Annotated in this window: 17 protein-coding genes; 4 read left to right on the top strand and 13 right to left on the bottom strand. The window is 32.2% G+C overall.

From position 1 onward, the window contains the following. Window positions 1-5 precede the first annotated feature (5 nt). The 3 genes from QZ824_RS01250 to ileS all read right to left on the bottom strand — a co-directional run bounded on the left by QZ824_RS01250 (window position 6) and on the right by ileS (window position 5,826). The gene (locus QZ824_RS01250) at window positions 6-1,685 is read right to left on the bottom strand and encodes a T9SS type A sorting domain-containing protein (RefSeq protein ID WP_291274228.1); all 1,680 of its coding nucleotides are present in this window, start codon (window positions 1,683-1,685) and stop codon (window positions 6-8) included. A 125-nt stretch (window positions 1,686-1,810) separates the two neighbouring features. After that, window positions 1,811-2,191 (bottom strand): TraR/DksA C4-type zinc finger protein, encoded by a 381-nt coding sequence (locus tag QZ824_RS01245; RefSeq protein ID WP_291274227.1) that lies wholly within the window; start codon window positions 2,189-2,191, stop codon window positions 1,811-1,813. Between the two features lie 41 nt (window positions 2,192-2,232). Further along, window positions 2,233-5,826, bottom strand: a complete 3,594-nt coding sequence (gene ileS, locus QZ824_RS01240; RefSeq protein WP_291274226.1) for an isoleucine--tRNA ligase — start codon at window positions 5,824-5,826, stop codon at window positions 2,233-2,235. Window positions 5,827-6,092: 266 nt separating this feature from the next. Here ileS and QZ824_RS01235 point away from each other — a divergent pair, with 266 nt between their 5' ends. Further along, complete coding sequence (locus QZ824_RS01235; RefSeq protein ID WP_291274225.1) at window positions 6,093-7,115, top strand: WG repeat-containing protein; 1,023 nt, start codon at window positions 6,093-6,095, stop codon at window positions 7,113-7,115. Between the two features lies 1 nt (window position 7,116). Here the strand turns inward: QZ824_RS01235 and recO are convergent, their stop codons facing one another. From recO to QZ824_RS01190, 9 genes are all read right to left on the bottom strand, one after another. Beyond that, complete coding sequence (gene recO, locus QZ824_RS01230; protein ID WP_291274224.1) at window positions 7,117-7,830, bottom strand: DNA repair protein RecO; 714 nt, start codon at window positions 7,828-7,830, stop codon at window positions 7,117-7,119. Between the two features lie 401 nt (window positions 7,831-8,231). Continuing rightward, window positions 8,232-10,508, bottom strand: coding sequence for a two-component regulator propeller domain-containing protein (locus QZ824_RS01225; protein ID WP_291274223.1), 2,277 nt, complete (start codon window positions 10,506-10,508; stop codon window positions 8,232-8,234). A gap of 58 nt (window positions 10,509-10,566) precedes the next feature. After that, window positions 10,567-11,310: a tetratricopeptide repeat protein gene (locus QZ824_RS01220; protein ID WP_291274222.1), complete on the bottom strand. Its 744-nt coding sequence runs from the start codon at window positions 11,308-11,310 to the stop codon at window positions 10,567-10,569. Further along, a complete protein-coding gene (locus QZ824_RS01215; RefSeq protein WP_291274221.1) occupies window positions 11,310-13,058 on the bottom strand; it encodes a BatD family protein in 1,749 nt (582 codons plus the stop codon). Before QZ824_RS01215 ends, QZ824_RS01220 begins: the two co-directional genes overlap by 1 nt. A gap of 5 nt (window positions 13,059-13,063) precedes the next feature. Continuing rightward, window positions 13,064-14,815, bottom strand: coding sequence for a VWA domain-containing protein (locus tag QZ824_RS01210; RefSeq protein ID WP_291274220.1), 1,752 nt, complete (start codon window positions 14,813-14,815; stop codon window positions 13,064-13,066). After that, on the bottom strand, window positions 14,815-15,816 hold the full coding sequence (locus tag QZ824_RS01205) for a VWA domain-containing protein (protein WP_291274219.1): 1,002 nt from the start codon (window positions 15,814-15,816) through the stop codon (window positions 14,815-14,817). The genes QZ824_RS01210 and QZ824_RS01205 overlap by 1 nt, the downstream gene beginning before the upstream one ends. Continuing rightward, window positions 15,809-17,416, bottom strand: a complete 1,608-nt coding sequence (locus QZ824_RS01200; protein ID WP_291274218.1) for a hypothetical protein — start codon at window positions 17,414-17,416, stop codon at window positions 15,809-15,811. Before QZ824_RS01200 ends, QZ824_RS01205 begins: the two co-directional genes overlap by 8 nt. Then, a complete protein-coding gene (locus tag QZ824_RS01195) occupies window positions 17,416-18,282 on the bottom strand; it encodes a DUF58 domain-containing protein (protein WP_291274217.1) in 867 nt (288 codons plus the stop codon). Before QZ824_RS01195 ends, QZ824_RS01200 begins: the two co-directional genes overlap by 1 nt. A gap of 63 nt (window positions 18,283-18,345) precedes the next feature. Next, window positions 18,346-19,350 carry a MoxR family ATPase gene (locus QZ824_RS01190; RefSeq protein ID WP_291274216.1) on the bottom strand — a complete coding sequence of 335 codons (1,005 nt, stop codon included), beginning with the start codon at window positions 19,348-19,350 and terminating at the stop codon, window positions 18,346-18,348. A gap of 293 nt (window positions 19,351-19,643) precedes the next feature. Between QZ824_RS01190 and QZ824_RS01185 the strand changes: the two genes are divergently transcribed. Further along, window positions 19,644-20,513: an aldo/keto reductase gene (locus tag QZ824_RS01185; RefSeq protein ID WP_291274215.1), complete on the top strand. Its 870-nt coding sequence runs from the start codon at window positions 19,644-19,646 to the stop codon at window positions 20,511-20,513. Between the two features lie 21 nt (window positions 20,514-20,534). Further along, entirely contained in the window at window positions 20,535-21,671 is a 1,137-nt protein-coding gene (locus QZ824_RS01180) for an ATP-binding protein (RefSeq protein WP_291274214.1), read from the top strand. Here QZ824_RS01180 and QZ824_RS01175 read toward each other — a convergent pair. Beyond that, complete coding sequence (locus QZ824_RS01175) at window positions 21,662-22,336, bottom strand: SCO family protein (protein WP_291274213.1); 675 nt, start codon at window positions 22,334-22,336, stop codon at window positions 21,662-21,664. The two genes, QZ824_RS01180 and QZ824_RS01175, sit on opposite strands and share 10 nt — an antisense overlap. A 229-nt stretch (window positions 22,337-22,565) precedes the next feature. On the opposite strand from QZ824_RS01175, the gene QZ824_RS01170 reads away from it, so the two are divergent. Next, the gene (locus QZ824_RS01170) at window positions 22,566-24,641 is read left to right on the top strand and encodes a M13 family metallopeptidase (RefSeq protein ID WP_291274212.1); all 2,076 of its coding nucleotides are present in this window, start codon (window positions 22,566-22,568) and stop codon (window positions 24,639-24,641) included. Window positions 24,642-24,688: the final 47 nt, after the last annotated feature.

Raw genomic sequence — 24,688 nt, 5'->3', positions numbered from 1 at the left:
GTACTTTATTCTACATTAAATTTAATTTCATTCACGCCTTTGTCATGATGTACTTTTAAGAAATAAATTCCTTTTGCTAAAGTTGAAACGTTTAATTCAAGTGTGTTTCCATTAATTTTTTGTGCTGGAAGAACTTGTTTACCTATCATATTATATACTTCAATATTTCCATTTTTATTAAAATCATCTAATTTTACATTTAAAACAGCATTTGTTGGATTAGGATAAACTTGTATTGTACTGTTTATCGTTTCTACATGATCTATTCCAAGTACACAATTACCGCCAAAATTAGCCTCTATTCCAATTTGTCCGAGATTACTAGTAACTAATGTTAATGCACCTCCTGCAAGAGCACAAGTGTAATAAGAAGTAGTTAAATTGTTGTTTGTGTAGGCACCAATTGGAAAATAACCAGTAGTTGCATTAGCGTTTTGTCCTAAACCTATATATACCATTTGATTAGCTGCTACCGATACAGGGGTACTGAACGTGAATGTTTTAATAGTGCCTAAATCACTGTTTGAAAGCGTCAAACTTGAACTTTGAGCTAAAATAGCACCTGTACTACTTAATACCACTCCAAAAACAGTATTTCCAATTGATTCTGTAGGAGAGGAAATAGCTATATTAACACCTGTTATTGAGGTTGCTGCTGTATTTTGTATAGGTGTAGAAATAATACCTGAACCTGTGTTAAAACCAACAGCACCACTATAACTTGTAGGGTTTTGTGCTGCGCCTTGTGTGTAGCATGTTGCTGTTGTGTTAAAATTTAAAGAGTTATTAGTGTTAACTTGGTCAGAAGGAACGGAAACACTTAAGACATTTGCTCCCAAAGCAGTTGGTGTCCAGTTAGCGAAATTAACTGTGGTTGATGCTCCTGGTGCTAAAGAAGTAACTGTTTTAGTATCATTATAAGTATTGGCACCAGTCATATTAGCAGTAACATTTATATTTGTTAAAGTGGTATTACTTTTGTTTCTTACTAGAGCTGATACAGGTACTTGTGTTCCAAGTGTAGTGGCTACATTTCCTAATGTATTTATTGATTCTACAGCCATGTCGTTTGTGTTAGGATTAGGATAACCAAAACGGAAACTTGGACGAAATGAAGTGGCTCCTAAGGTTGTAGGTGGGGTAGTTGCATTATTAGCAGAAACACATCCTCCTGATAACGAACTACTTGCAGAGTAAGTGGCTGGTGTTGTTGCAAATGGTGCTGCACTTGAAAAATCATAAGCGACATAAATTGAACCCCCAGTATAAGTGAATGGTGTGGTTAAAGTTAAATCAATATTTGTTGCTCCAGCTGGTATGGTGTAAGGTCCTGTGTAAACAGCAGTCATTCCTGTAATGATACTTGACCAACTTGTGCCTAATGTAAAGGTAAGGTCTGAACTATTTTTCATATAAACAGTCATGGTTCCGGTAACTGCTACATCGGCACCACCTGTTGTGATAAATCCAAACGTATTGATAGTGTTAGATGTGGGTATTCCTGTAAGTTCTGAACCTAAAACTAATGCTGATGCTCTTAAATAAGCATAGTTTGATAAACCATTTGGAGCCCTAACTTGAGTTGTAGTAGTTCCATTTGGAGCTGTTACAATAAGGTTGGTTTGTGCTAAGACAAATCCAAAAGAGAATAAAGTTAATAAAATAGTTAGTGTAGTTTTTTTCATAATTTAAAGGTTTAGTTTATTTTTTATAAAATTAATAAAATATTATAAAAAACATTACATTTAATTATTGTTTTTTAGTTAAATATATTTAAATACATAAAAAAACCCACCGAAGTGGGTTGTTTCTATTTTTGCATATTTTTCGCTTCAATGCTCATAGTGGCATGAGGGACTAACTTTAAACGCTCTTTATTTATTAATTTACCCGTTACTTTACAAATTCCGTATGTTTTGTTTTCTATACGAATTAATGCATTTTTTAAGTCACGAATGAATTTTTCTTGACGGGTAGCTAATTGTGAATTGGCTTCTTTGCTCATTGTTTCACTCCCTTCTTCAAACGCTTTAAATGTTGGTGACGTGTCGTCTGTACCGTTGTTTAAATCATTTAAATAAGCACTCTTAATCAAATCTAAATCGGTTTTCGCTTTTTCTAACTTAGCTAGTATTAATTCTTTGAACTCTGCTAATTCAGCATCTGAGAACCTTACTTTTTCCTCTACCATAATTCACTAATTTATGTTAGTACTATTTTTTTGATTACTTGTTATTTTTGTATTTTAATTTTGGTTGTTATTCCATCAAATTCAATTTCAATACCATCTTCTAAATTCTCAACAATTTCAATATGCTCTGTCAAGGTTTCTGACTTTATGTAAATTTCATTGGCTTCGATAGCCGCACTGATATTTATTTCATTTTGAATTTTAACCTTAACCTTATCAGTAACTTCAAAACCTGAATCTTTTCTTATGTTTTGAATTCTGTTTACTAATTCTCTTGCAATTCCTTCCTTTTTCAATTCTTCAGAAATAGTGATGTCTAAAGCTACTGTAATACCATTTGCATTAGCTACTAACCAGCCAGGAATGTCTTGAGAAGATATTTCTACATCTTCGGTGGTTAAAGTAATACTTTTTCCTGAAATCACAATAATTAAAGATCCAGTCTTGTCTAATTGGTTTATTTGGTCTTGATTAAAAGATTGTATCTCTTTAGAAATCAACCCCATATCTTTTCCGAATCGAGGCCCTAGGGCTTTAAAATTAGGCTTGATTTGTTTTACTAAAACGCCAGAAGCATCGTCTAATAACTCCAATTCTTTAACGTTTACTTCCGCTTTAATTAAATCTGAAACCGCTTCGATTTCTGCTTTGAAAATATCGTCAAGTACCGGTATCATTACTTTTTGTAAAGGCTGACGCACTTTAATCATTTCTTTCTTACGTAAAGATAATACTAAAGAGGAAACGGTCTGTGCTTTCAACATCTTGCTTTCCAATGATTTATCAACAAAGTTTTCAACCAAAACAGGGAAGTTTGCTAAGTGTACACTGGTGTAACTTTCCTTATTTGTTGCGGTGTTCAGGTCTTTATATAAACGATCCATAAAGAATGGAGCAATAGGTGCTGCTAATTTAGCTACTGTATCTAAGCATGTATAAAGCGTCTGATAGGCTGCAATTTTGTCTGTTCCGTATTCTCCTTTCCAAAATCTTCTGCGACATAAACGCACATACCAGTTACTTAAATTTTCTTGTACAAAATCAGAAATGGCTCTTGCCGCTTTGGTTGGTTCGTAGTCTGCATAAGCTTCATCTACTAATTGAATTAAGCTGTGTAATTCAGATAAAATCCAGCGGTCAATTTCAGGTCTTTCTTCTAAAGGAATTTCGGTTTCAGCATATGTAAATCCGTCAATGTTAGCATATAAAGCAAAGAAGGAATAGGTGTTGTATAATGTTCCAAAGAATTTACGACGAACCTCAGCAACGCCTTCGATATCAAATTTTAAGTTATCCCAAGGGTTGGCATTGGAAATCATGTACCAACGTGTGGCGTCTGGACCAAATTCCTCTAAGGTTTTGAATGGATCAACCGCATTACCTAAACGTTTCGACATTTTTTGTCCGTTTTTGTCTAATACTAATCCGTTTGAAACTACATTTTTATAGGCAATTTTATTGAAAACTAATGTTCCAATAGCGTGTAATGTATAAAACCAACCGCGTGTTTGATCAACACCCTCTGCAATAAAATCTGCTGGGAATGCCTTGTTTTCCTCTATTAATTCTTTATTTTCAAATGGATAATGCCATTGTGCATAAGGCATTGCTCCAGAATCGAACCAAACGTCAATTAAGTCGGTTTCGCGATTCATTGGTTGGCCAGAAGCTGAAACTAAAACAATATTATCTACGATATTTTTATGTAAATCCACTAAATCGTAGTTGCTTTCATCCATATTTCCAATTTGGAATCCGTTGTATGGATTTTCAGTCATGAAACCAGCTGCAATTGCTTTTTCAATTTCGTTATACAATTCTTCTACCGAACCAATACAGATTTCTTCGGTTTTATCTTCCGTTCTCCAAATTGGTAATGGAATTCCCCAGTAGCGTGAACGTGATAAATTCCAATCATTTGCATTTTTCAACCAATTTCCGAAACGACCCTCACCTGTAGCTTTTGGTTTCCAGTTGATGGTTTCGTTTAAATCGAACATTCTATCTTTGATTTCGGTTACTTTGATGAACCAAGAATCTAATGGATAGTATAAAATTGGTTTGTCGGTTCTCCAACAATGCGGATAACTGTGCACGTATTTTTCAACCTTAAAGGCTTTGTTTTCTTCTTTTAATTGGATAGCGATTTCAACATCAACAGAACGCTCAGGTGCTTCGCCTTCGTTATAATATTCGTTTTTAACGTATTTTCCAGAATAATCGCCTAAACCTTGGATAAATCTCCCTTGTAAATCTACTAATGGTACAGGATTTCCATTTTCATCCAATACTAACATTGGTGGTACTTCTGGAGTTGCTTCTTTTGCTACTTTAGCATCATCGGCTCCAAATGTTGGTGCTGTGTGAACAATTCCAGTTCCATCTTCCGTTGTAACGAAATCACCTGAAATTACTCTAAATGCATTTTCTGGATTTTGATAAGGTAATACTAATGGTAATAATTGTTCGTAACGAATTCCTACTAAATCAGCGCCTTTTGCTTCGGCAACTATTTCAAATGGAATTAATGGCTTTTCAATTTTTGAAATTTCTTTCAACTTTTCATTCATTTTGAACATTTCTTCATTTGTCCAATGAACTTTAGTTGGATCAAACTCATTATGAATTTTATTCAATTCATTTTTCTCTTCTTGAGATAATGATTCAAAATATCTGTTAGTTCTTCTTTTTTCAGCTTCCTTTTTCTCAAAATCAATTAACCAGTTTAAATGATTATGATTAAAAACTGTTTTAGAAAAAGTTTCTATATAATTTTTCTTGTCAAAAACTTTATTAACCAAAGATTTAGCAAGAATTACATTAATCTGTTCTCCTGTATATTGATTAAATGTTTTCACTAAAACATAATCGATTTTTGGACCAACGGTTAACGCCGTATTTGATGGCAACGTCCAAGGAGTTGTTGTCCAAGCTAAGAAATGAATCGTTCCAAAACCTTGTAAGAAGCTTGGTAACGTTTCCTCTTTTGCTTTAAATTGTGCTACAATTGTGGTATCTGTAACATCTCGATACGACCCCGGTTGGTTTACTTCATGAGAAGATAGACCTGTTCCCGCTTTTGGTGAATATGGCTGAATGGTGTAGCCTTTGTATAGTAAATTTTTGTTGTAAATTTGTTTTAGCAACCACCAAACAGTTTCCATGTATTTGGATTTGTACGTCACATATGGGTCTTCCATGTCTACCCAGTAGCCCATTTTTTCGGTAAGGTCATTCCATACGTCGGTGTAACGCATAACGGTTTTTTTACACGCTTCGTTGTATTCGGTTACTGAAATGGTTTTTCCGATATCTTCTTTGGTAATGCCTAATTCTTTTTCGGTACCTAATTCTACAGGCAATCCGTGCGTATCCCAACCGGCTTTACGCTTTACTTGGTAGCCTTTTTGAGTTTTATAACGACAAAAAATATCTTTAATCGCACGCGCCATTACATGGTGAATTCCAGGCAAACCATTTGCTGATGGTGGCCCTTCGAAAAACACATATGGAGTATTCCCTTCACGAGAAGAAATACTTTCTTCAAAGACATTGTTTTTTTTCCAAAAATCAAGAACTTCTGACGCTACTGTAGGCAAGTCAAGTCCTTTGTATTCAGTAAATTTTGTACTCATTTTGTCGTTTTCTTTTATCAATTTGCGAAAGTAGTGATTAAAAGGTAAAAGGCAAAAGGTAAAAGGTAAAAGTTGTGGTTTAATCAATAAAAACTTCTCTTTTAAAATAAAATATTATTGTTACTTTTATTTCTTAAAATTTATGAGTAATGACAAATAAAAAAACATTTTTGTTTTTAATATCGAGTTTATTTTTTATTTGTTCTTGCGGGACTTATAGAATAAATAACACCTCTGATTTTAAAAAGAATGCAAATCTTGATTCGATGAAAGGCAAATACTTTTCTAAACCATTTCTTTTGAGGAATAACTACAATCAAGATTTTTTTTCATTACTAAATAAAAATAGTGTTAAATCTGATTTTTTTAATTTAGAATTTATAGACAATAATAATTTAAAAATTAGCTATGATGAGATTGTTGAAAATAAATTTGTATCAAAAGAGATTATCTTAAACGGAAAAAGAAAGAGGAAGTTTTTTGAAGTATATTTTTCAAAAAAACAATTTTTTATACCCTTTCTATATGGAAATTTTGACATTGACAGATTAAGAATAGGATTTGACAAGTCGGGTAAAATTTTAATCAGAAATTTTTCTGATGGTAGTGGCAATATTCTTTTTATTGGCGGTGGATTTAGTGGAGAAAGTAAATATCTTTTTGAGAGTGTTGAAAAAAGTTCAACACTAATTCCTTTTTCTAAAAATGGTAAATGGGGATTTAAAAAGAAAGACGATATTATAATAGAACCTATATATGACTTTGTTAGAACTTTTGACGAAAATTACGCAAGAGTTTGTATAGACAATAAATGGGGTTTAATTGATAATAAAGGAAACAAATTATCTGAAATAATCTATGATAATATTGTTCCAATTGTATCTGATAATGATGATTATTTGAAATATTCTTTTGTTTATTTAAATGGGAAGACAGGAATAATTAATTCTACGGGTAAAATAACAATTCCTGTAATTTATGATGTAATTAAAAATAATGGTGAGTTTCTTGAAATAAAAATAGGGGATAAAATTGGGTTGTGTAACTATGAAAAGGTTATAATACCATCTATTTATATTAGGTTGAGTTCCTATATTTATCATCAATATAATTATGCTGAAGCAGAAAGAGACAATATGATTTATTATGTAGATAAACAAGGATATGAATACCAAACCAATCTTAATCCTTATTATTCAAAAATAGGTTTCTTAGAAAACGGACAACCTAAATATATCCCAAATTTAGCGTCTAAACGCAAGATTGATGTTGAGGAACAGCCTAAATAATTTAAGAAAAAACCTCTTTCAAAACTTCGAGTGATTTAGGTTTTTTGAATCCATCTAAATGGATTGCATAATAGTCTAGTAGAATTTTAAGTAATAGTTGTCGTTCGATTCCAGTGAATAGTTTTTGTTCGCTATCTAGTTTGAGTTGTATTAATTTTTTGAGTAGTAATGTTTCGTGTTCGGTCAAGCAACTGACTCCGTGAAAGGAAGTGAATACACCTTCAATCATTTCGAAAAAAGGTTGGTTTTCTACTGGTTGTTGAGGAAAAAAACCTAAAAATTTCGTTGTTTGAACTAAAAGAATTAAATGGAAATTGGCAATATTGTCGTGCGTATCGAGCCAAAGTAAAGCTGTTTCTAGAAATTCAAATAAGGCTTCATTTTTTTCTTCTTCTAAAATGCTGTGATGTAAGATTTCGGATAGAAAAATAACTATTGTGCTTTTTATAATGTCTAAAGGAATTGTTTGGTAAGGATGAGCTAACTTTACTTCTTTAAAGTGTTCTAAAGTCCCTTTGTTTTTGTGTGTTGCTTCAATTTCTAGTAGGGTTAGCGGTTGAAAATATGCTACTCGCTGACTTGATTTTTTGGTTGAAAAAGCAGCAGGAACAAAATATGATTTTACTCCATGATAGTGGGTATAACATTTCACAATCAAGCTTTTTTCTTGGTACTTAATTGCACTAAGTACAATGGCTTTCGTTTTGATTAGCATTTTTTCTGATCTTTTCTTCTAATGTAAGTAAAGCAAAAGTAGTAAGTTCAATCCATAAATGATATGCTTTCATTTTTGGAAAGTAGACATCAATTTTGATTTTACTAAATTACATTTTAATGAATACAATGAACTCGTTAGGACTATTTGGGTACTTAAACGTATTCAAAAAATGGTCTTTTTTGGGTTTTAAATGGATGTTTGTTGGTTTTAAGATGTCATAAAAATTTTACTTTTTTACTTATATCTTTATTGTGTTGAGTTCTTCTATTTTTCAAACTCTTGCAACTTATGGAACCAACGAACGTTACTTTTTTCCTTTTGAGATTATAATCATATGTGTGTAGTTGTTAACTGGTTTTTAAAGACTAGATTTCGTTTATGTTCTTTCGTTAAACTATTTATCTAATAATCATTATTTTTTTTACTGTTGTTTCTGCCGCATCATTTGAGGAAATAAAGATCATATAAACTCCAGAAGCAACTTTGTATTTACCAAAAGCCGTAGTGTCCCACTCTACTGTTCCTCCTTGGGAAGTTGTTTCAAAAACTAAATTTCCTTCAATATCAGTAATTTTTAAATTTACCTTGTCCATCAAACCAGCAATTTTTACGGTTCCAGTATATTCTGGGCGAACAGGGTTAGGATATACATAGGCATTTTCTAAATTATCACTTCCTTTAGTTGATGAACCTAAAAACGATACTGTTCCTTTATCAGTAGCAAAGAAAACTTCCCCTGAAACTTCATCAATTTCAATATCTAATACGTTGTTACTTGGTAAAGGTGAGTTTTCTTTAGTAAAACGATGTAAGGTTCTCTGTCCATTACTACTCACATGAAAAACACCTGCGTCTGCAATTGAAACCCATTTGTTGTTTGACCCATCAACATAAATATCTTGAATGGTTTGTTGGTAAAATAATTCTTGAGCTAAATCGCCTTCTTGAATCACAATGTTGGTCGCTGTCAATTCATTTTCTGATAAAAAGCGATCTACATTGTTTATGATGCGTAAGCCTTTGTAATTACCAATCCACAATTGTCCTTTTTTATCTAGTGCTACACAACGAACATCGGAATCAGGCAGCCCTTGGGATGTATTAATGACAATGGTTTTGTTGTTATATTTTTCATTAAAAGCTACCACACCATTAAAAAAAGTAGCCATCCATTTAGTGCCATTTTTGTCAATTTCCATGTTTCCATATCGTTCATTAGTAGCATCTTGAATTAAAGTGCTTAAATCATATGACTGCCACGAGCCATTGCTTCGTAAAACTTTAAGTCCTTTGTTTACATATGCATTAGTCATCCAAATATTACCTTCTTTATCTTGAATTAGGCTATTAGGTCTTGTAGATTTGTAATTAGGATCAGGAGCATAGTATAAACTTTCTAAACCATTTGCTCCAGTATTGGTCTGATCTAATAAAGTAAATGCTGTTTTATCTACTATTTTCAGTAGACCTTTGTGATTTGAGCAAACAAATTTTTGTTTTTTATTTAAATTATTTTCTAAAATTGTTCCTAATGACACTACGTCGGGAAAATTCTCTTTCGCTATTTTATTCCAACCTGAATTCACTTGGTATGTACTTATTCCTTCATGTTTATAATCAGGAGTATAAGTTCGATCAAAACCACCATGAGTTATCCATAATTCATCTGTTGTTTTTTTGATTCTAAAAGAATAATCTTGAATAGGACCATTAGGTGAAATTGATGTGAAAGTATTTGTATTTGGAATGGGTGTTTCAAAAACTCCATTTTTACTGGTGCCTATATATAATTTATTGTTTAAAATAGTGGCTCCTGTGAAATAATCTGGGTAATCAGGAATATTATAAACAAGGGATTCCAAGCTTAAATTTTGATTATACACCTGAATTTGATAGTTAGCTAAAAAAACTAAGTAGTTAGCTGAGGTTTTAAGTTTTATTCCTGTCGATCCAAAAGTCCCAAATTGTTGAGTAGTATTTCCAATAAATTTATATAGTATCGAATTAGTATTTGCTCCTACAAGTTGATTGTTGAAAGTAACTAAACCAATCCAAAATCCACCATCGAAAACCGTCCATTGTGAATAATCATATAAAAAAGGATTCGATAATAGTGCTTTTTTTATTCCTTGTGTTCGTGTTACGGCATAAATTTCGTTGTTAAAAACAGTAGTTTGTAATACATCTAGACTTTCGCCAGCGCTTCCAATGTAATAGGTTTCATCAATTTCTAAATTGGATAAGTTAATAACCGTTATTCCATATTGTGTTGCAACATAAATTTTTCCATTGTACTCATAAAAATCATTTATTTTTTTCTTATTTGGTGGTACTGGAACTTCAAGAATAATATCTGGTTTATTTACAACTGATCCATCCGGTTTGATGATAATGATTAATCCATTTTCATTACCAATAAAAGTGTGTTGGGTAGAACTTTGGTAAATAGTAGTAATAGTTGCTGGTTTAACTTCGTTTATAGAAGTAAAAGTAACCAAATTTTCTGTGGTCGTTTCTTTTGAAAATAAGGAATTCTTAGTTGAAGCAATTACTTTGTTTTCATTGGTAGTCACATCTGTGATTTCATTATAGGAAAAATAACCTTTCCAAGCATTTTGTTGGGCTAAAATTATAGTGGGTAATACCACAATTAAAAAAAGAGTGATTTTTTTCATAAAAAATGCATTGGTCTCACAAATATACTACAAACGAAATTAATTAGCATTTATTGAATTAGTCCACTTCTTTTATGGCGTCTTTTTTTACCCATCCTTTGGTTACATCGGATAAGTGTACTAAAAGATACGTTCCTTGTTCTTCTTCAATAATTACCTTAGTTCCTTCGTGAATATTTCTGATTGTTTGCTTGTGATCTGTTGCGATTACGGGCGTTTGAGAGGCAAAAACGATTCCAATTCTAGAAGGTTTGTTTACAGCTAAAATTAGAGTAAGTACCAATCCAAAACACCATAAAACTATTGAATACATTATAAATGAGAAACTACTTTTTCTATTTATTCTATGATTATACAACGCAATCAGACTCAAAACGGCCATTACCATTGTAAAGACAAAAATCCAAAATTGGTAAGGCAAAAATTTAGCTTTTAAGTAGGTGAAAAAAGTTGCGGTATTTTTAAAGGCAATTTTGTCATGAGTATTGTCATAAGCCACTGTTAAATTAGATTCTATTTTTTCATTAAAAGGCGCGCGAATATTTGCTTTTTCATAATTGAATATTGCTTGAGGTAGTTGCCCCATTTTATAGAAACAATTCCCTAAATTGAAATAAACCTCAGCCGCCTCAACTTCTAGTTGCTCCATTTGCTGGTATACCTCAGCTGCTTGTCCAAATTCACCCTTTTGGTACAACAGATTTGCTTCTTTAAAATAGCTTTCGGCTTGAGATTGCTTATCAATAGCCCAATACATTTGTCCCGAAAAGCACAAAATTAAAAGTAATAGTTTCTTTTTCATTATAAATATCCTTTCAGTTGATTGATAATTTCATTTGCTTGTTCCAAATCTTGGGTTTTATTTAAATTAGAAACAGGCGTATATTTAGCTATTTCACAAGTTTGTAATAATTTATCAATTTGTACTATAAGAGACAATTCGACTCCTTTTTCTGAAAGTTGTTCTCGTAGAGTTTCATTTGAAAGTGTCGGGTCTATATGAAAATATGTCGTAATAAATGCTTTAAGTTCCTGCTCTATTTCTGCATAGAACACCTCTTTATCTGTACTTTTTTGTTCTAAATTTTGCCATGATACGGGAGCAATGGGTTTTTTATTATTTAGAATTATTTTGTGTTCTTTTTCTTCCTTTTCGTTTATTTTTCTTTTATCTACAAGTAAGAATAAAGCAGTCAATATGGGTAAACCAAGTAATAGATAAAACCACACCGAGTTAAAAAAAGTCGATGAATTCAGGGTAAAGAAAGTGGCTTCAGTAAAAATAGGTAATATCGTTTTAGGTGAAGCCATTTTGTTTTTTTGTAATTGTGATATATGCTTATCTCCCTGAGCTACTGTTAGATTTATTTCATCTGATGATATGGTTTTGTATGATTTGGATTGAATATCAAAATAGCTGAATTGTTGAGGTTTCACAAGAAATTTTCCTTTATTTTGTGGGATAATGGTATACGAATCTGAAATCGAACCAGACATTCCTCTTATATTTTCTTCTATGTCTTCTTTGTGTGTAGGTTCAAAAATTTCAAAATCAGCAGGTAAATTAGGTTTTGGTAGTTCAAATAATTTTAAATTACCCGTACCTGTTACCACAAATTCCATTTGAATGGCTTCACCAGTTTTGCTTTCTAGTTTATCAACTATCACATTAAATTCGAAGACTCCCACTGCTCCAGTAAAATTTTCTGGTTTCCCTTTTTCTGGTAGTGGCTTTACCACTATTGTTTTTGAAGGCGTTGCAATGACTCTTCTAGCAGTTTCATATTGAGGGTCGTTGAAAAAATCTAACTCACCCGTTGGATATGCAATATTGAAATCTAAACTTAATGGATCAATCGATAAGTTACCCGTTTTTTGAGGATATAAAACCGTTCTTCTGAACAATTTCGTGTAATAAATACGGCCATTAACTACTACTTGTTCCCAATGGTTGTCTCTCAAATCTTCTGTTTGGCTCCAAAAATTATTGTATTTAGGGAAATTAATTTTGTTCTCTTTTTCAATTTTGAATTTCGGATTTAGATAAACACGATAGCTTACTTCAACAGGTTCGTTAATGTAAACATTTGTTTTAGAGATTTCCGCTTCTATGAAAACTGGAGCATTTTTGCCTACATTGTTTTTGGATACATAAGAATCTTCGTTGGTCTGTTTTTCTCCTTTAATATTTTGATTTAAAACAGTAACAATTACAGGTTGGGACTTAAAAATTCGTCCTTTGAATTCAACCATAGCTGATGGAATCGTAAATTTTCCTGGTCGAATTGCTTGAATCACATAAGCAAATTGCTGATTTCCAGAATAGGCGCCATTAATGATGTTTTCACTTTGACTTACCATGGGGCCATTCACTTGAAATCCAGTTATTTTAGGTGGTATAAAATCATCTCCTACAGCATTAAAGATAAAAGAAAGCTGAGCCGATTCTCCCACTTTTAAGGTGGTTTTCGACATTTTTACCTCTAATCTAGTTTGTGCCAATGAAACATTGACTAGAACTAAAAACAAAATTAAAATATTACGCTTCATCCTTATTACCAATCTTTATCTGTTTCTATCGTTTTAGATTTAATTTTTTGTGCATTGACTTTTTGTTGCACGCGTTTTTCGTCCTTATTTATTGCGTTTAAAATGTTTTCTATGCGTTGTTTTGAAGCTCCTTTTGGTTTAGGACTTTGTTGTTTTTGATTCTCTCTTTGATTTCCTTTTTCTTTATTTTGATTTTTTTTATCTTCTTTGTTTTTTTGTTTATCCCCCTTTTTTTTGTTTTCTTTTTGATTTTCCTGTTGGTCTTTATTGTCTTTAGAATTGTTTTTATTCTTATTTTTTTTATTTTTTTGCTTTTTTTCAGGCGGATTCTTCTTCAGCATATCTTTTGCTAATGCTAAGTTGTAACGAGTTTGTTCATCTGAAGGATTGTTTTTCAATGCATTTTTATAGGCCTCTATCGCTTTTTCATAATTTTTCTCCTGCATGTAAACATTTCCTAAATTGTGATATGCTTTATGCTTATCTGTTTTTGTTTTAGCTGATTCTATACTTGCCAAATATTTATCTTTTGCTTCATTATATTTTTTTGCTTTATAAATCGTATTTCCTAAGTTATAAGTAGCTTTTTCTTTAGCCTCTTTAGCTTTTGATTTAATGAGTCGAAGTTTTTCTTCTCTATTCATTTCTTCTAAATCAGGAGTTTTAGATGGTATTTTTTGTTGTGCTAAGCCATAAGAAGAGGATATATAAATTAATACCACAATCCCTTTTAGCGCTCTTTTGGGAAGAAAAAATCTTAAGGAGAATGCTTTTCTTTTTAAATAAAATAAGTCCACTAAAAGTAATAGCAAAGCCGCAAGTAAAAACCATTGGAATTGTGATTTTTGTTGCGCCAATTGTTGAGATTTAAATTCTGATTTTTTAATCTCTTCTAACGCTTCTTTAATTTGTTCAACGACAAATGTGGTTTGATTTCCAAGAATATATTTACCTTTAGATTCCGATGCAATAGTTTCTAATACCTCCGTGTTGAGTTTAGTAATAACTACTTTACCTTCACGATCTACTTTTAATTGTGGTTCACCGTATTCATCAAAAAAAGTGATATTACCTCCTTGTGGAGTGCCAATTCCTATTGTAATAATTTTAACTCCTTTTTCTTTGGCATAAGATGCAATTTTACTGCCACTTTCATGGTCTTCTCCATCAGAAAGTAAGATAATAGCTTTACCAGAATTTGGATTATCAAAAAAATCAACTGCCGTTTCAATGGCGCTTTGAATAGCAGTGCCTTGAGAAGAAATTAGATCTGTATTGATGGTTTGCAAGTACATTTTTGCCAAAGCATAATCTGTTGTCATTGGTAATACAGGATGTGCATTTCCTGCATAGGCGATCATTCCGATTCGGTCTGTACTCAATTTGGAGATGGTTTGTGCTATGATTTGTTTTGCGATTTCTAATCGATTTGGTTTAACATCATTACACAACATACTTTTAGAAACATCTAGTGCAAAAACAAGTTCAACACCTTGTGCTTTAACTGTTTCTGTTTCTGTTCCCCATTTAGGATTGATTAATGCGATGACTAAACAAATAAATGCTCCCATTTGCAACATTCCTTTGTGTTTATTACGAATATGATTTCGATTGGAAACCATCTGTTCTAACGCTTTTGTGTTTCCAAACTCTTCTTGCTTTTTTATTTGCCAATATCGAAAATAGCGATGAAGGCCAATACTTAAAGGAATTAGCAACAATAAAAAAAGATATATTGGTTTTTCAATAGCTACCATCAGATAAAACTTTTAAAAACAGTTCGGTTCAAAACAAATTCAGCAAGTAAAAAAAATAAAGCGACTAGTACCCAAGGTCTATAATTTTCATCAAATTGAATGTGCTTTTCCTCTTTGATTACTGATTTTTCTAATGCGTCAATTTCTTTATAAATGGCCTCAAGTTTTTCAGTACTATTTGCTCTAAAATATTTTCCTTTTGTAATAGTGGCTATTTGTTTCATTAAAGACTCATCAATCTCTACTTTTTGTGGTTGGAACACTAAATTTCCAGCGGCATCTTTAGCTATTGGAAAGTTGGCAATCCCATTTGTTCCCACACCAATTGTGTAAACTTTAATTCCGTATTCTTTAGCAATTTCAGCAGCAGTTATTGGGTCAAGGCTTCCTGCATTATTCACTCCGTCAGTTAAAAGAATAATCACCTTTGATTTTGTTGGGCTTTCCTTTAATCGATTTATTGCGGTAGCTAATCCTAGACCTATAGCTGTACCGTCTTGCAAAGCAAAACCATTGTATTGAACTTCTCCTAATGATTGGAGTACCATTAGCTTATCTGAGGTAACTGGCGTTCTAGTATAACTTTCACCTGCATATACAACGAGCCCAATTCGATCATTTGGACGATTTTTAATGAAATTAGCTGCTACATTTTTTACTGCTTCCAAACGATTGGGTTTCAAATCCGTTGCCATCATTGAACCTGACACATCAGAAGCGATGACAATATCAATGCCGTTTTTAAAACTGCTAAAATTTGATTTTTCGGTGCTTCTAGGTCGGGCAAGAGCCACGATGATTCCAGCAAGAGTCAATATTCGCAACACAAATAAATAGGGTCGTAAGCGAGCTTTCCATGAAATTAATTCTGGTTTTGAAACCCATTGACTTATTTTCAATGTTGGGTATTGCTCTTGTTTGAATTGCATGTAACCCACTGCTATTATTGGTAGGAGCAATAATAACAAAAGAAAAGCTGGATGTGTCCAAGTACTATTCATCTTCTTCCAATGCTATCCATTCTACACTATTACAAATTCTATCTACCCAACTAACAGCTTCTTTGTCAGAAGCTTTGTACGACATGGTTATGATGTGTTGACTTTTATCGTCGTGTAAAATCAAAGTACAAAATTTATGATTTTGACTTCCTTTTTCATCATTAAATGTATATGTTCCAATCACTTGATCTCCTTCAACGCCTTTACTATTTTTGAATTTCTTCATGTCCATTTTGATGCCTTTGGCATTTTGTTGCATTAATTCACCTAATTCTCTATTCACTACATCATTCAGTACAAATGGAACAGAATCTTTAAAAGCAATAGTACGAACAGCAATGGACAAAGAATCGCTCAGAGTTTGCCATTGAAAGGAAGCAAAATTTTTTATTTCTGGACTTTTCCAATCCGATTTTATACGGGCTAAGATTTCAGGCGTTTCAAGTTGAATAGGCGGATAACCATATTCTGAAGTTACCCATTCTCTTTTCTGATAATAATAAGCATCTTTACCTTCCCATTGTTGATGAAAATAATCCTTTATGTTTCGATAACCCAAGCAAAAAACGCTTGCTAATGTGGCTAGTACAAAAGTAGTAACGACTATTAGTTGACGACTATTTACTTGTTTCATCTTTCTTTTTTCTTCAATTTCTTGAGCTTTTTTCACTCTTTTTTCTTCATTAGAAGCTGGGAGTAATTGGTGAAACTCTTCTACTACATTTATACAACTTTTTTGGTCTGCTAATAGCATTTTTTCTTCTAATTGAATTTTTGCAAATTTTGCCAAATCAGCATTTTGAAAAACTCTTTCTAAGTGCAGTAAAGTAGTGGATGTTAATTGAATTTTTTGTTCCGAAATTTTATTTGAGACCCATAAAAGTAATTCATTTGAAGTGCTTTCTAGTGCAGGGATTTCTAAAGTAACTTCAAAATAACGTTTTACAGCCTCAGTCAATTTTGAATAAAAGGCTTTACTGTTTTTCTCTAGCCCTTCCATTTGCTTCATTTCTTGTTCAAACTTTTCAAAAGGAGGTTTGTACGCTTGTTGTTTGGCTTCTACTTTTAGTTGTATTTTTTTCGTGATTACGTAAGCTATAAAAGACAATATAAAAATTCCAATTAGTGCCAACACAATTTGTTGCGTGGTGATTTCTTCGATTTGAATCTGTTCTATTTCAGGTTTAATAACTGCATCTGCTTTGATATCGAACATTTTTTGTTTGGTTGTATCAACAGCAATGTCTTTAACCTGAATAACTTGTTTTGATGTTGTTATTTTTTTCTTATTGAAAAGTACTTCTATACCAGGCAAGGTAAATGTTCCGGCATTAAATTGTGTTAAACCATATTTTTTAACAAGCACCGTTTCGAGATTGGATTTTAAGGTGTCTACAGGATAATTTTCAATGACTTCAAATTTTCCAATGGAATCTACTATAGGAAATACTACGAAATCACTAGCATGCACTTTAGTTCGTAAAATGACTTGGATTTCTTCCCCAATTTTTATATTTTTTTTGTTGGTAGTAGATATTATCGATTGAGTAAAACCCAATGTACACCAACAAAAAACAAAAAACAGTACTCTTGATTTCATTAGGCTCTTGATTTAAAATAAGTAATCAATTTAGACACATAACTTTCATTCGTACAGGTATGAATAAGACCAGCTTTACAACTTGAAAATACGGAAGAACAATACGATTCATTTCTTAAAAATTCTTTTTCATATGCTGTGCGTACACTTTCTTCAGAAGTATCTAGCCAAGAATGCATTCCTGTTTCAGCATCTACTACTGAAATAAGACCTAAATTAGGTAGCTTTTGTTCTCTTAAGTCGAAAATACGAACTCCTGTTATATCATGCCTTTTGGCCGCTATTTGTAGTGCCTTTTCATAATCTGTTGCCATGAAATCTGAAATCACAAATACAATTGCCTTCTTTTTCATGATTTGAGATATATATTCAAGTGCTTTTTTTATATCTGTTTTTTTGCTTTTAGGTTCAAATTCAACTAATTCTCTTATGATTCTTAACACGTGAGATTTTCCTTTTTTAGGAGGAATAAACAATTCAATTTCATCAGAAAAAAGTAAAAGACCAATTTTATCATTATTTTGAGTAGCGGAAAAGGCAAGAGTTGCACTAATTTCAGCGACTAATTCTCTTTTATCTATTTCAGCAGAACCAAATTTTTGTGACTCAGAAACATCAACCATTAATAAAAGTGTTAATTCACGTTCTTCTTCAAACACTTTTACATAAGTATCGTTGTTTTTAGCTGTTACATTCCAATCTATCGCCCGGACATCGTCTCCATATTGATATTGACGTACTTCAGAAAATGTCATTCCACGACCTTTAAAAGATGAATGATATTGACCCGAAAAAAGATGATTACTCAACTTTCGGGTTTTGATTTCAATCTTTTTTACTTTTTTAAGTAGGTCTTTAGTTTTCATTTTGGCTTTTTTTGCTGAATTCAGTGTTAGTGTTCAGGTTAAAAATAGTGACTGAAGGGCAAATTAAGGTACTTGAACTTGATTTAAGACTTTAGTAATAATAGCTTCTGTTGTGATATTTTCAGCTTCGGCTTCATAAGTAATTCCGATGCGATGACGTAGAACGTCATAAACTACTGCCCGAACATCTTCGGGAATTACATATCCTCTTCTTTTAATGAAAGCATGACATTTAGCAGCAAGCGCCAAATTAATACTTCCCCTAGGAGATGCGCCATATTGAATAAAGGGTTTTAAAGATTCTAATCTGTATTTTTCTGGAAAACGTGTAGCAAAAACAAGATCTAGAATATATTTCTCAATTTTTTCATCCATGTATACTTTTCTAACCAATTCTTGAGCTCGCTTGATTTGTTCCAAACTTACAACTGGGTTAATTGACGTAAATCCTGCTTGAAAACTTTGCCTAATGATGGCTTGTTCTTCATCCATTTTAGGATAATCTACGACTGTTTTAAGCATAAAACGATCCATTTGAGCTTCAGGTAAGGCATAAGTTCCTTCTTGTTCAACTGGATTTTGAGTTGCTAACACTAAGAAAGGTGTGTCTAACTTATAAGTTGTTTCACCTATGGTAACTTGTTTTTCTTGCATGGCTTCAAGCAAAGCGGATTGTACCTTAGCGGGAGCTCGGTTGATTTCATCAGCAAGTACAAAATTAGCAAACACAGGTCCCTTTTTAACTGAAAAGGCAGCGTCTTTAGGGTTGTATACTAACGTACCTACCACATCTGCTGGTAAAAGATCGGGCGTGAATTGAATACGGCTAAATGAACCATGTACGGCTTTTGAAAGCGTATTGATGGCTAAGGTTTTTGCTAAACCTGGCATCCCTTCAAGTAAGATATGACCTTGTCCTAACAATCCAATCATCAATCGTTCAATCATGTGTTTTTGACCTACAATTGCTTTATTCATTTCAAAGGTTAAGACCTCTACAAATGCACTTTCATTTTGAATTTGCTCATGTATAGCAGCAATGTCTAAATTAGTTTGATTTCCTTCCATTTTCATCCGATTTTACGAGGCACAAAAATATAATTTTCTTTGTAGGGTGCAAATTGAATTTTTTTAAGCAGTTTTGATGTTAATACTCCGTTAAAACTATTTATTTTATTGAGAAATTAATATTGTTTTAGCAAATTGATAGAAAAATTAAACATAAATTTAAGAAATGCTAGTTGATTTTTTAATTAATAAGAGCAAACTATTTTGTGTTATTTATAACATAACAAAGCTTTAACATCCTGTTTTTTTTCATCTCAATAAAAATGTTTACTTTTAATAAAAAATTTATACTTATGTCCATTCCGCTTTCATCAATTATAGCAGGAACAATGAATTGGGGTGTTTGGGGTAAGCACTTCAATACTCGAGAAATGGAACAATTAATTCTTCAATATTTAGAAGAAGGAGTTACCACTTTTGATCATGCAGATATTTATGGTGGGTACACTACCGAGGCTAGTTTTGGCAAAGCTTGGAGCGCTTTAAAATTACCAAGAGAACAGGTTCAATTTATTTCAAAATGTGGAATAAAATATCCTAGTGAGGCTAGAGCTTACAATCTAAAACATTATGATTATAGTAAAGAATACATTCTTTGGAGTGTAGAACAATCGTTAAAAAACTTACAAACAGATTACCTAGACGTATTGTTATTGCATCGTCCTAGTCCACTAATGCAGCCGGAAGTAATTGCTGATGCGGTAACAGAGTTGAAAATTTCTGGAAAGATCGTTAATTTTGGTTTATCTAATTTTACACCTTCACAAATAGAATTGATTAGAAGACATACTGCCGTGACTTTCAATCAAATTCAATTTTCAGCTACTCATTTAGAGCCCATGTTAGATGGAACATTAGATTATATGCAACATCATAGTATTAAACCTATGGCATGGAATCCTTTAGGTACTGTTTTTCGTGTAGAAACACCTCAAACCCTTAGATTAAGAAGCTTGTTAGAACGATTAACTGCTAAATATCAAGTAACATCTGAACTTCTTCTTCTTCAGTGGATAGTTCGGCATCCGGCTCTCATACTTCCTGTAATTGGAACTACTAATTTAGAACGTATTCGACAATTGAATCAATTGAATCAATTTGAATTGGAACTAGAAGATTGGTTTGCTATTTGGATTGAAAGTCAAGGGAATAAAGTGCCTTAAATTCATTAGAATATTTGTCCTATGATTAACAAGCGCTTGCTTATTAAAAATTTATTGGCTTACAATAATGAAAATAGCTTTTATGATAAAAAGCGGCAATTAAATTTGCACACCAAAGAAGGTAAAGCTAAGTTTTTAAAACATATTTGTGCTTTGTCTAATTCTAATCCATTCAATCATTCTTATATTGTGGTGGGTGTAGAAGATGATACCAATGAAATTCTGGGAGATGATTTTTTTGACGACAGTCGTATTCAAAATTTAGTCAACGCTTTTTTAGAAAACCCACCTAAGATTTTGTATGAAAATGTGCCTTTTCCTAATTTATCAAAAGACAAGGTGGTGGGATTAGTAACGATAAAACCTAAAAATAAAATTTCTTATTTTAAAAAATCTATTCATACCATACCAGCACAAACAACATTTGTTCGGATTGGAAGTAATTCTTCACCAACAATTGAAAAAATCCCATTGTCTAAATCAAATGTTGAAACGGTAATTAGTATTGAAAATAATTCAAGGAACAGTATAGAAAACACGTTAGACAGTGTTTTAGATTTCATTACCATAAGACATAAGGATTTACCTTGTCATTATAAAGTGTTTAGAGAAAATTTTGTAGTATGTTGGGCTGGTCAAAAAAGAGTTTTCAGGGAGCAACTTTTTTATTCACGTGTAGATATTGAATTGGTCAATGAACAAGTAAAACTATTTTATTCCAATCAAGATGATGTTGTTATAACTCATGATGAAGATAGTTTTCACATTACAGAATATGTTCCTTTAGGCTTGAATGATAAAACTAGTTATTACCCTTTGGAAAAGGTGTCATTTACATTTTATGACAATGGTTACTATAAAATGGAAACTAAAATGCTTTTTGATCCTCCCCAATATAATAAAAAGCTTTTGCATCATATTTATAATGCTACTTTAAATAATATTTACAAATTAGAAAAAGGACAAATCATTGAAGAAAGAGAAGTCTTGAACATTCCATCTACGTTGATGCTTTGTTTTTTAAATGATTTTAAAGACGCAAAGGATAAATTGATAGCTACCAAAGCTTTACTAAAAGGATATAAAAACCCACAGGTTTACACTAGTTTCAAAGAAGCTCTTCGTATTCTTAGAAAAATGAAATATAATTACTCTTGATTAGATAAAAATTCAATGTCTTCTAGCAACTGTTTGACATTTTTTACTCCTTCTTTTTCTTCATCCAAAAGCGTTCCGTCATAAAAACCACGAATTCTTCCTTTTTGATCTACTAGAACAAAATTTTCTGTATGTACCATATCATATAATTCCTCAGGCTTTCCCGTTTTTACTACTAAATAAGATTGACGAGCTATTTTGTAAATTTCCTCTTTTTTGCCTGTTACCAAATTCCATTTGCTGTCAATAACTCCTCTTTCTTTTGCATAACGTTTTAAAACTTCAACAGTATCCTCATCAGGAAAAACGGTATGAGAAAGCAATTTCACCTTTGGATTGTTTTTAATTTGTTCTTGAAGCCAAGTCATGTTTGTGGTCATTTTAGGGCAAATGGTTTGGCAAGTAGTAAAGAAAAAATCAGCTACATAAATTTTACCTTCATAGTCTTTATTTGTAACAACTTTTCCATTTTGATTAATGAATTTAAAGGGAGCGATAGTGTGCTTGTAACCAATATGTTGTACCGTTGAATCTACCAACTCTGGATTTACATCTCTTGGTGTGATTATGGGTAAATCTTTTCTATTTATAAGTGAATATATAGAAAAAAAGATGGTTACTAACAAGGCAATAAAGAAAACAGTAAAGACTTTATTTTTAAACATGATAAAAAAATTTAGTGCAAAAGTATGAAATCTAACTCACAGCTATTTTGTTTTTAACATCTGTTCTTGTTGAATCTTTGTTTTTTTATTAAGTTTGTTTCGTTCAACATGTTGAAAATCAACAATAATTGTTTTTTGGTTGTAAGTTTTAACAATAATCGTTTGTGAAATTTCATGCTTGTTCTTTTATTTGTAAATTCAATATAATCCTTAATTTTAATATCAATCAATGAACACAAAATTTTTTAGAGGAAGTATAGGACTTCTTATACTCACTACTGCTTTTTACAGTTGTAAATCTAAGCAGCAAACTACTCAGGTTGTCTCTAGCAAAAGTGTAGGGATTCAAACCCAATTTATGGACCAATCCGTAAGTCCAACACAAGATTTTTTTAATTATGTAAATGGGACATGGATAAAAAATACTGAAATTCCAGCTGATAGAACTCGTTGGGGAAGTTTTGATGAATTGCGCAAAAATACGGATGATGACGTAATGGCTATCTTGAAAGAGGCTGTAGCAAATAAAAATTTAGATCCAAAATCAGATCAAGCCAAAGCAGTCAATTTGTATAAAACAATTTTAGATACAGTTTCAAGAAATAAAGCAGGAATCGGACCTATAAAGCCTTATTTGGCTAAAATTGACGAAGTAAAAAGCAGCGCTGATGTAATGCGTTTGTTGTCTGAATTTAGAGCTGAGGTAGGTATCGGTTTTTTTGGTTCTTATGTGGGAGCTGATGCAAAAAACAGTAATCGCAATGTTGTATATGTAGGAACAGGGAGTTTAGGTTTGCCGGATAGAGATTATTATGTTTCTGATTCACCTGATAATAAAGAGAAAAGAGAAAAGTATGTTGCTCACGTAGCACGAATGTTACAATTTATTGGTGATGACGCGGCTAAGGCAAAATCTAATGCGGAAAAGATTTTGGTTTTTGAAACTTCTTTAGCTAAACCTACTTTAGACCGAGTAGAGAGAAGAGATAGAAGAAAAACGTATAATCCAATGTCTGTTTCAGATTTACAAAAAATGTTTCCAACCAATAATTGGGATGCATATTTTGAAAAAATGGGATTACCAAAGTTAGATTCTGTAGTGGTTTCACAACCTAAATATTTAACGGCTTTAGATCAACTTTTTAAAGAAAATCAAGTAGATGCATGGAAAGCTTATATGAAATGGACTTTATTAAGAGGAGCTTCAGATGAGTTAACTACCACTATTGAGAAGGCTAATTGGGAATTCTATAGTAAAACGTTAACAGGAGCGATTAAACAAAGACCTGCCACAGAGCGTGCCTTAGCAGAGGTGAATGGTGCTTTAGGTGAGGCATTGGGTAAATTGTACGTAGAAAAAAAATTCCCAGCAGAGGCTAAACAAAAGGCAGAAGCTATGATTACCAATGTTTTCAAAGCTTATGAAAATAGAATTAATAATTTACCTTGGATGACACCAGCTACTCGAGTTAATGCTATTGCTAAATTGAAAAAATTTAGAGTAAAAATTGGTTATCCTGACAAATGGAAAGATTACAGCGATTTAACTATAAAAGGACCTGAGCAAGGCGGAACTCTATTTGAAAATAATTTAGCTTTAAGTCGTTGGAGCAATAAGAAAAATATCGAAAAATATGGTAAACCAGTGGATAAGGAAGAATGGGGTATGTCTCCTCAAACGGTAAATGCATATTACAATCCAACAAATAATGAAATTGTTTTTCCAGCAGCTATTTTACAACCACCTTTTTATGACTACAGAGCTGATGAAGCTGTAAATTATGGAGGAATTGGAGGTGTAATTGGTCATGAAATTTCACATGGTTTTGATGATTCAGGTTCAAGATACAATGCAGAAGGAAATTTAATTAACTGGTGGAGTGAAGATGATTTAAAACAATTTACTCAATTAGGAGGTGCTTTAGCTGATCAATATTCTGCTTTACAACCATTACCTGGTATCTATGTAGATGGTAAATTTACCTTAGGAGAAAATATTGGAGATTTAGGAGGTGTGAATGCAGCTTATGATGGGTTACAAATTTATTTAAAAGAAAAAGGAAACCCTGGATTGATTGATGGATTTACGCCAGAGCAACGTTTCTTCATTTCTTGGGCTACTATATGGAGAAGTAAAATGCGTGATGAGGCTATTAAAAATCAAGTAAAAACAGATCCACATTCGCCAGGAATGTATAGAGCTTATGTGCCATTGCAAAACATTGAAGCGTTCTATAAAGCATTTAATATTAAACCAGGAGATGGAATGTATGTAGCGCCAGATAAACGCGTTAAAATTTGGTAATTCTATAGTTTTATTTACTTACCGCAATAAATTATTCTTTTGCCTTG

The sequence above is a fragment of the Flavobacterium sp. genome (assembly GCF_021151785.1).
GTDB lineage: Bacteria > Bacteroidota > Bacteroidia > Flavobacteriales > Flavobacteriaceae > Flavobacterium.
Note: the sequence above shows the minus strand (reverse complement) of the source record. Positions and strands in the feature narration are given on the sequence as shown.

Bases quoted from the DNA above. Each gene is read 5' to 3' on its own strand.
- QZ824_RS01250 (WP_291274228.1), bottom strand. From the start codon at position 1,685: ATGAAAAAAACTACACTAACTATTTTATTAACTTTATTCTCTTTTGGA.
- QZ824_RS01245 (WP_291274227.1), bottom strand. From the start codon at position 2,191: ATGGTAGAGGAAAAAGTAAGGTTCTCAGATGCTGAATTAGCAGAGTTC.
- ileS (WP_291274226.1), bottom strand. From the start codon at position 5,826: ATGAGTACAAAATTTACTGAATACAAAGGACTTGACTTGCCTACAGTA.
- QZ824_RS01235 (WP_291274225.1), top strand. From the start codon at position 6,093: ATGAAAGGCAAATACTTTTCTAAACCATTTCTTTTGAGGAATAACTAC.
- recO (WP_291274224.1), bottom strand. From the start codon at position 7,830: ATGCTAATCAAAACGAAAGCCATTGTACTTAGTGCAATTAAGTACCAA.
- QZ824_RS01225 (WP_291274223.1), bottom strand. From the start codon at position 10,508: ATGAAAAAAATCACTCTTTTTTTAATTGTGGTATTACCCACTATAATT.
- QZ824_RS01220 (WP_291274222.1), bottom strand. From the start codon at position 11,310: ATGAAAAAGAAACTATTACTTTTAATTTTGTGCTTTTCGGGACAAATG.
- QZ824_RS01215 (WP_291274221.1), bottom strand. From the start codon at position 13,058: ATGAAGCGTAATATTTTAATTTTGTTTTTAGTTCTAGTCAATGTTTCA.
- QZ824_RS01210 (WP_291274220.1), bottom strand. From the start codon at position 14,815: ATGGTAGCTATTGAAAAACCAATATATCTTTTTTTATTGTTGCTAATT.
- QZ824_RS01205 (WP_291274219.1), bottom strand. From the start codon at position 15,816: ATGAATAGTACTTGGACACATCCAGCTTTTCTTTTGTTATTATTGCTC.
- QZ824_RS01200 (WP_291274218.1), bottom strand. From the start codon at position 17,416: ATGAAATCAAGAGTACTGTTTTTTGTTTTTTGTTGGTGTACATTGGGT.
- QZ824_RS01195 (WP_291274217.1), bottom strand. From the start codon at position 18,282: ATGAAAACTAAAGACCTACTTAAAAAAGTAAAAAAGATTGAAATCAAA.
- QZ824_RS01190 (WP_291274216.1), bottom strand. From the start codon at position 19,350: ATGGAAGGAAATCAAACTAATTTAGACATTGCTGCTATACATGAGCAA.
- QZ824_RS01185 (WP_291274215.1), top strand. From the start codon at position 19,644: ATGTCCATTCCGCTTTCATCAATTATAGCAGGAACAATGAATTGGGGT.
- QZ824_RS01180 (WP_291274214.1), top strand. From the start codon at position 20,535: ATGATTAACAAGCGCTTGCTTATTAAAAATTTATTGGCTTACAATAAT.
- QZ824_RS01175 (WP_291274213.1), bottom strand. From the start codon at position 22,336: ATGTTTAAAAATAAAGTCTTTACTGTTTTCTTTATTGCCTTGTTAGTA.
- QZ824_RS01170 (WP_291274212.1), top strand. From the start codon at position 22,566: ATGAACACAAAATTTTTTAGAGGAAGTATAGGACTTCTTATACTCACT.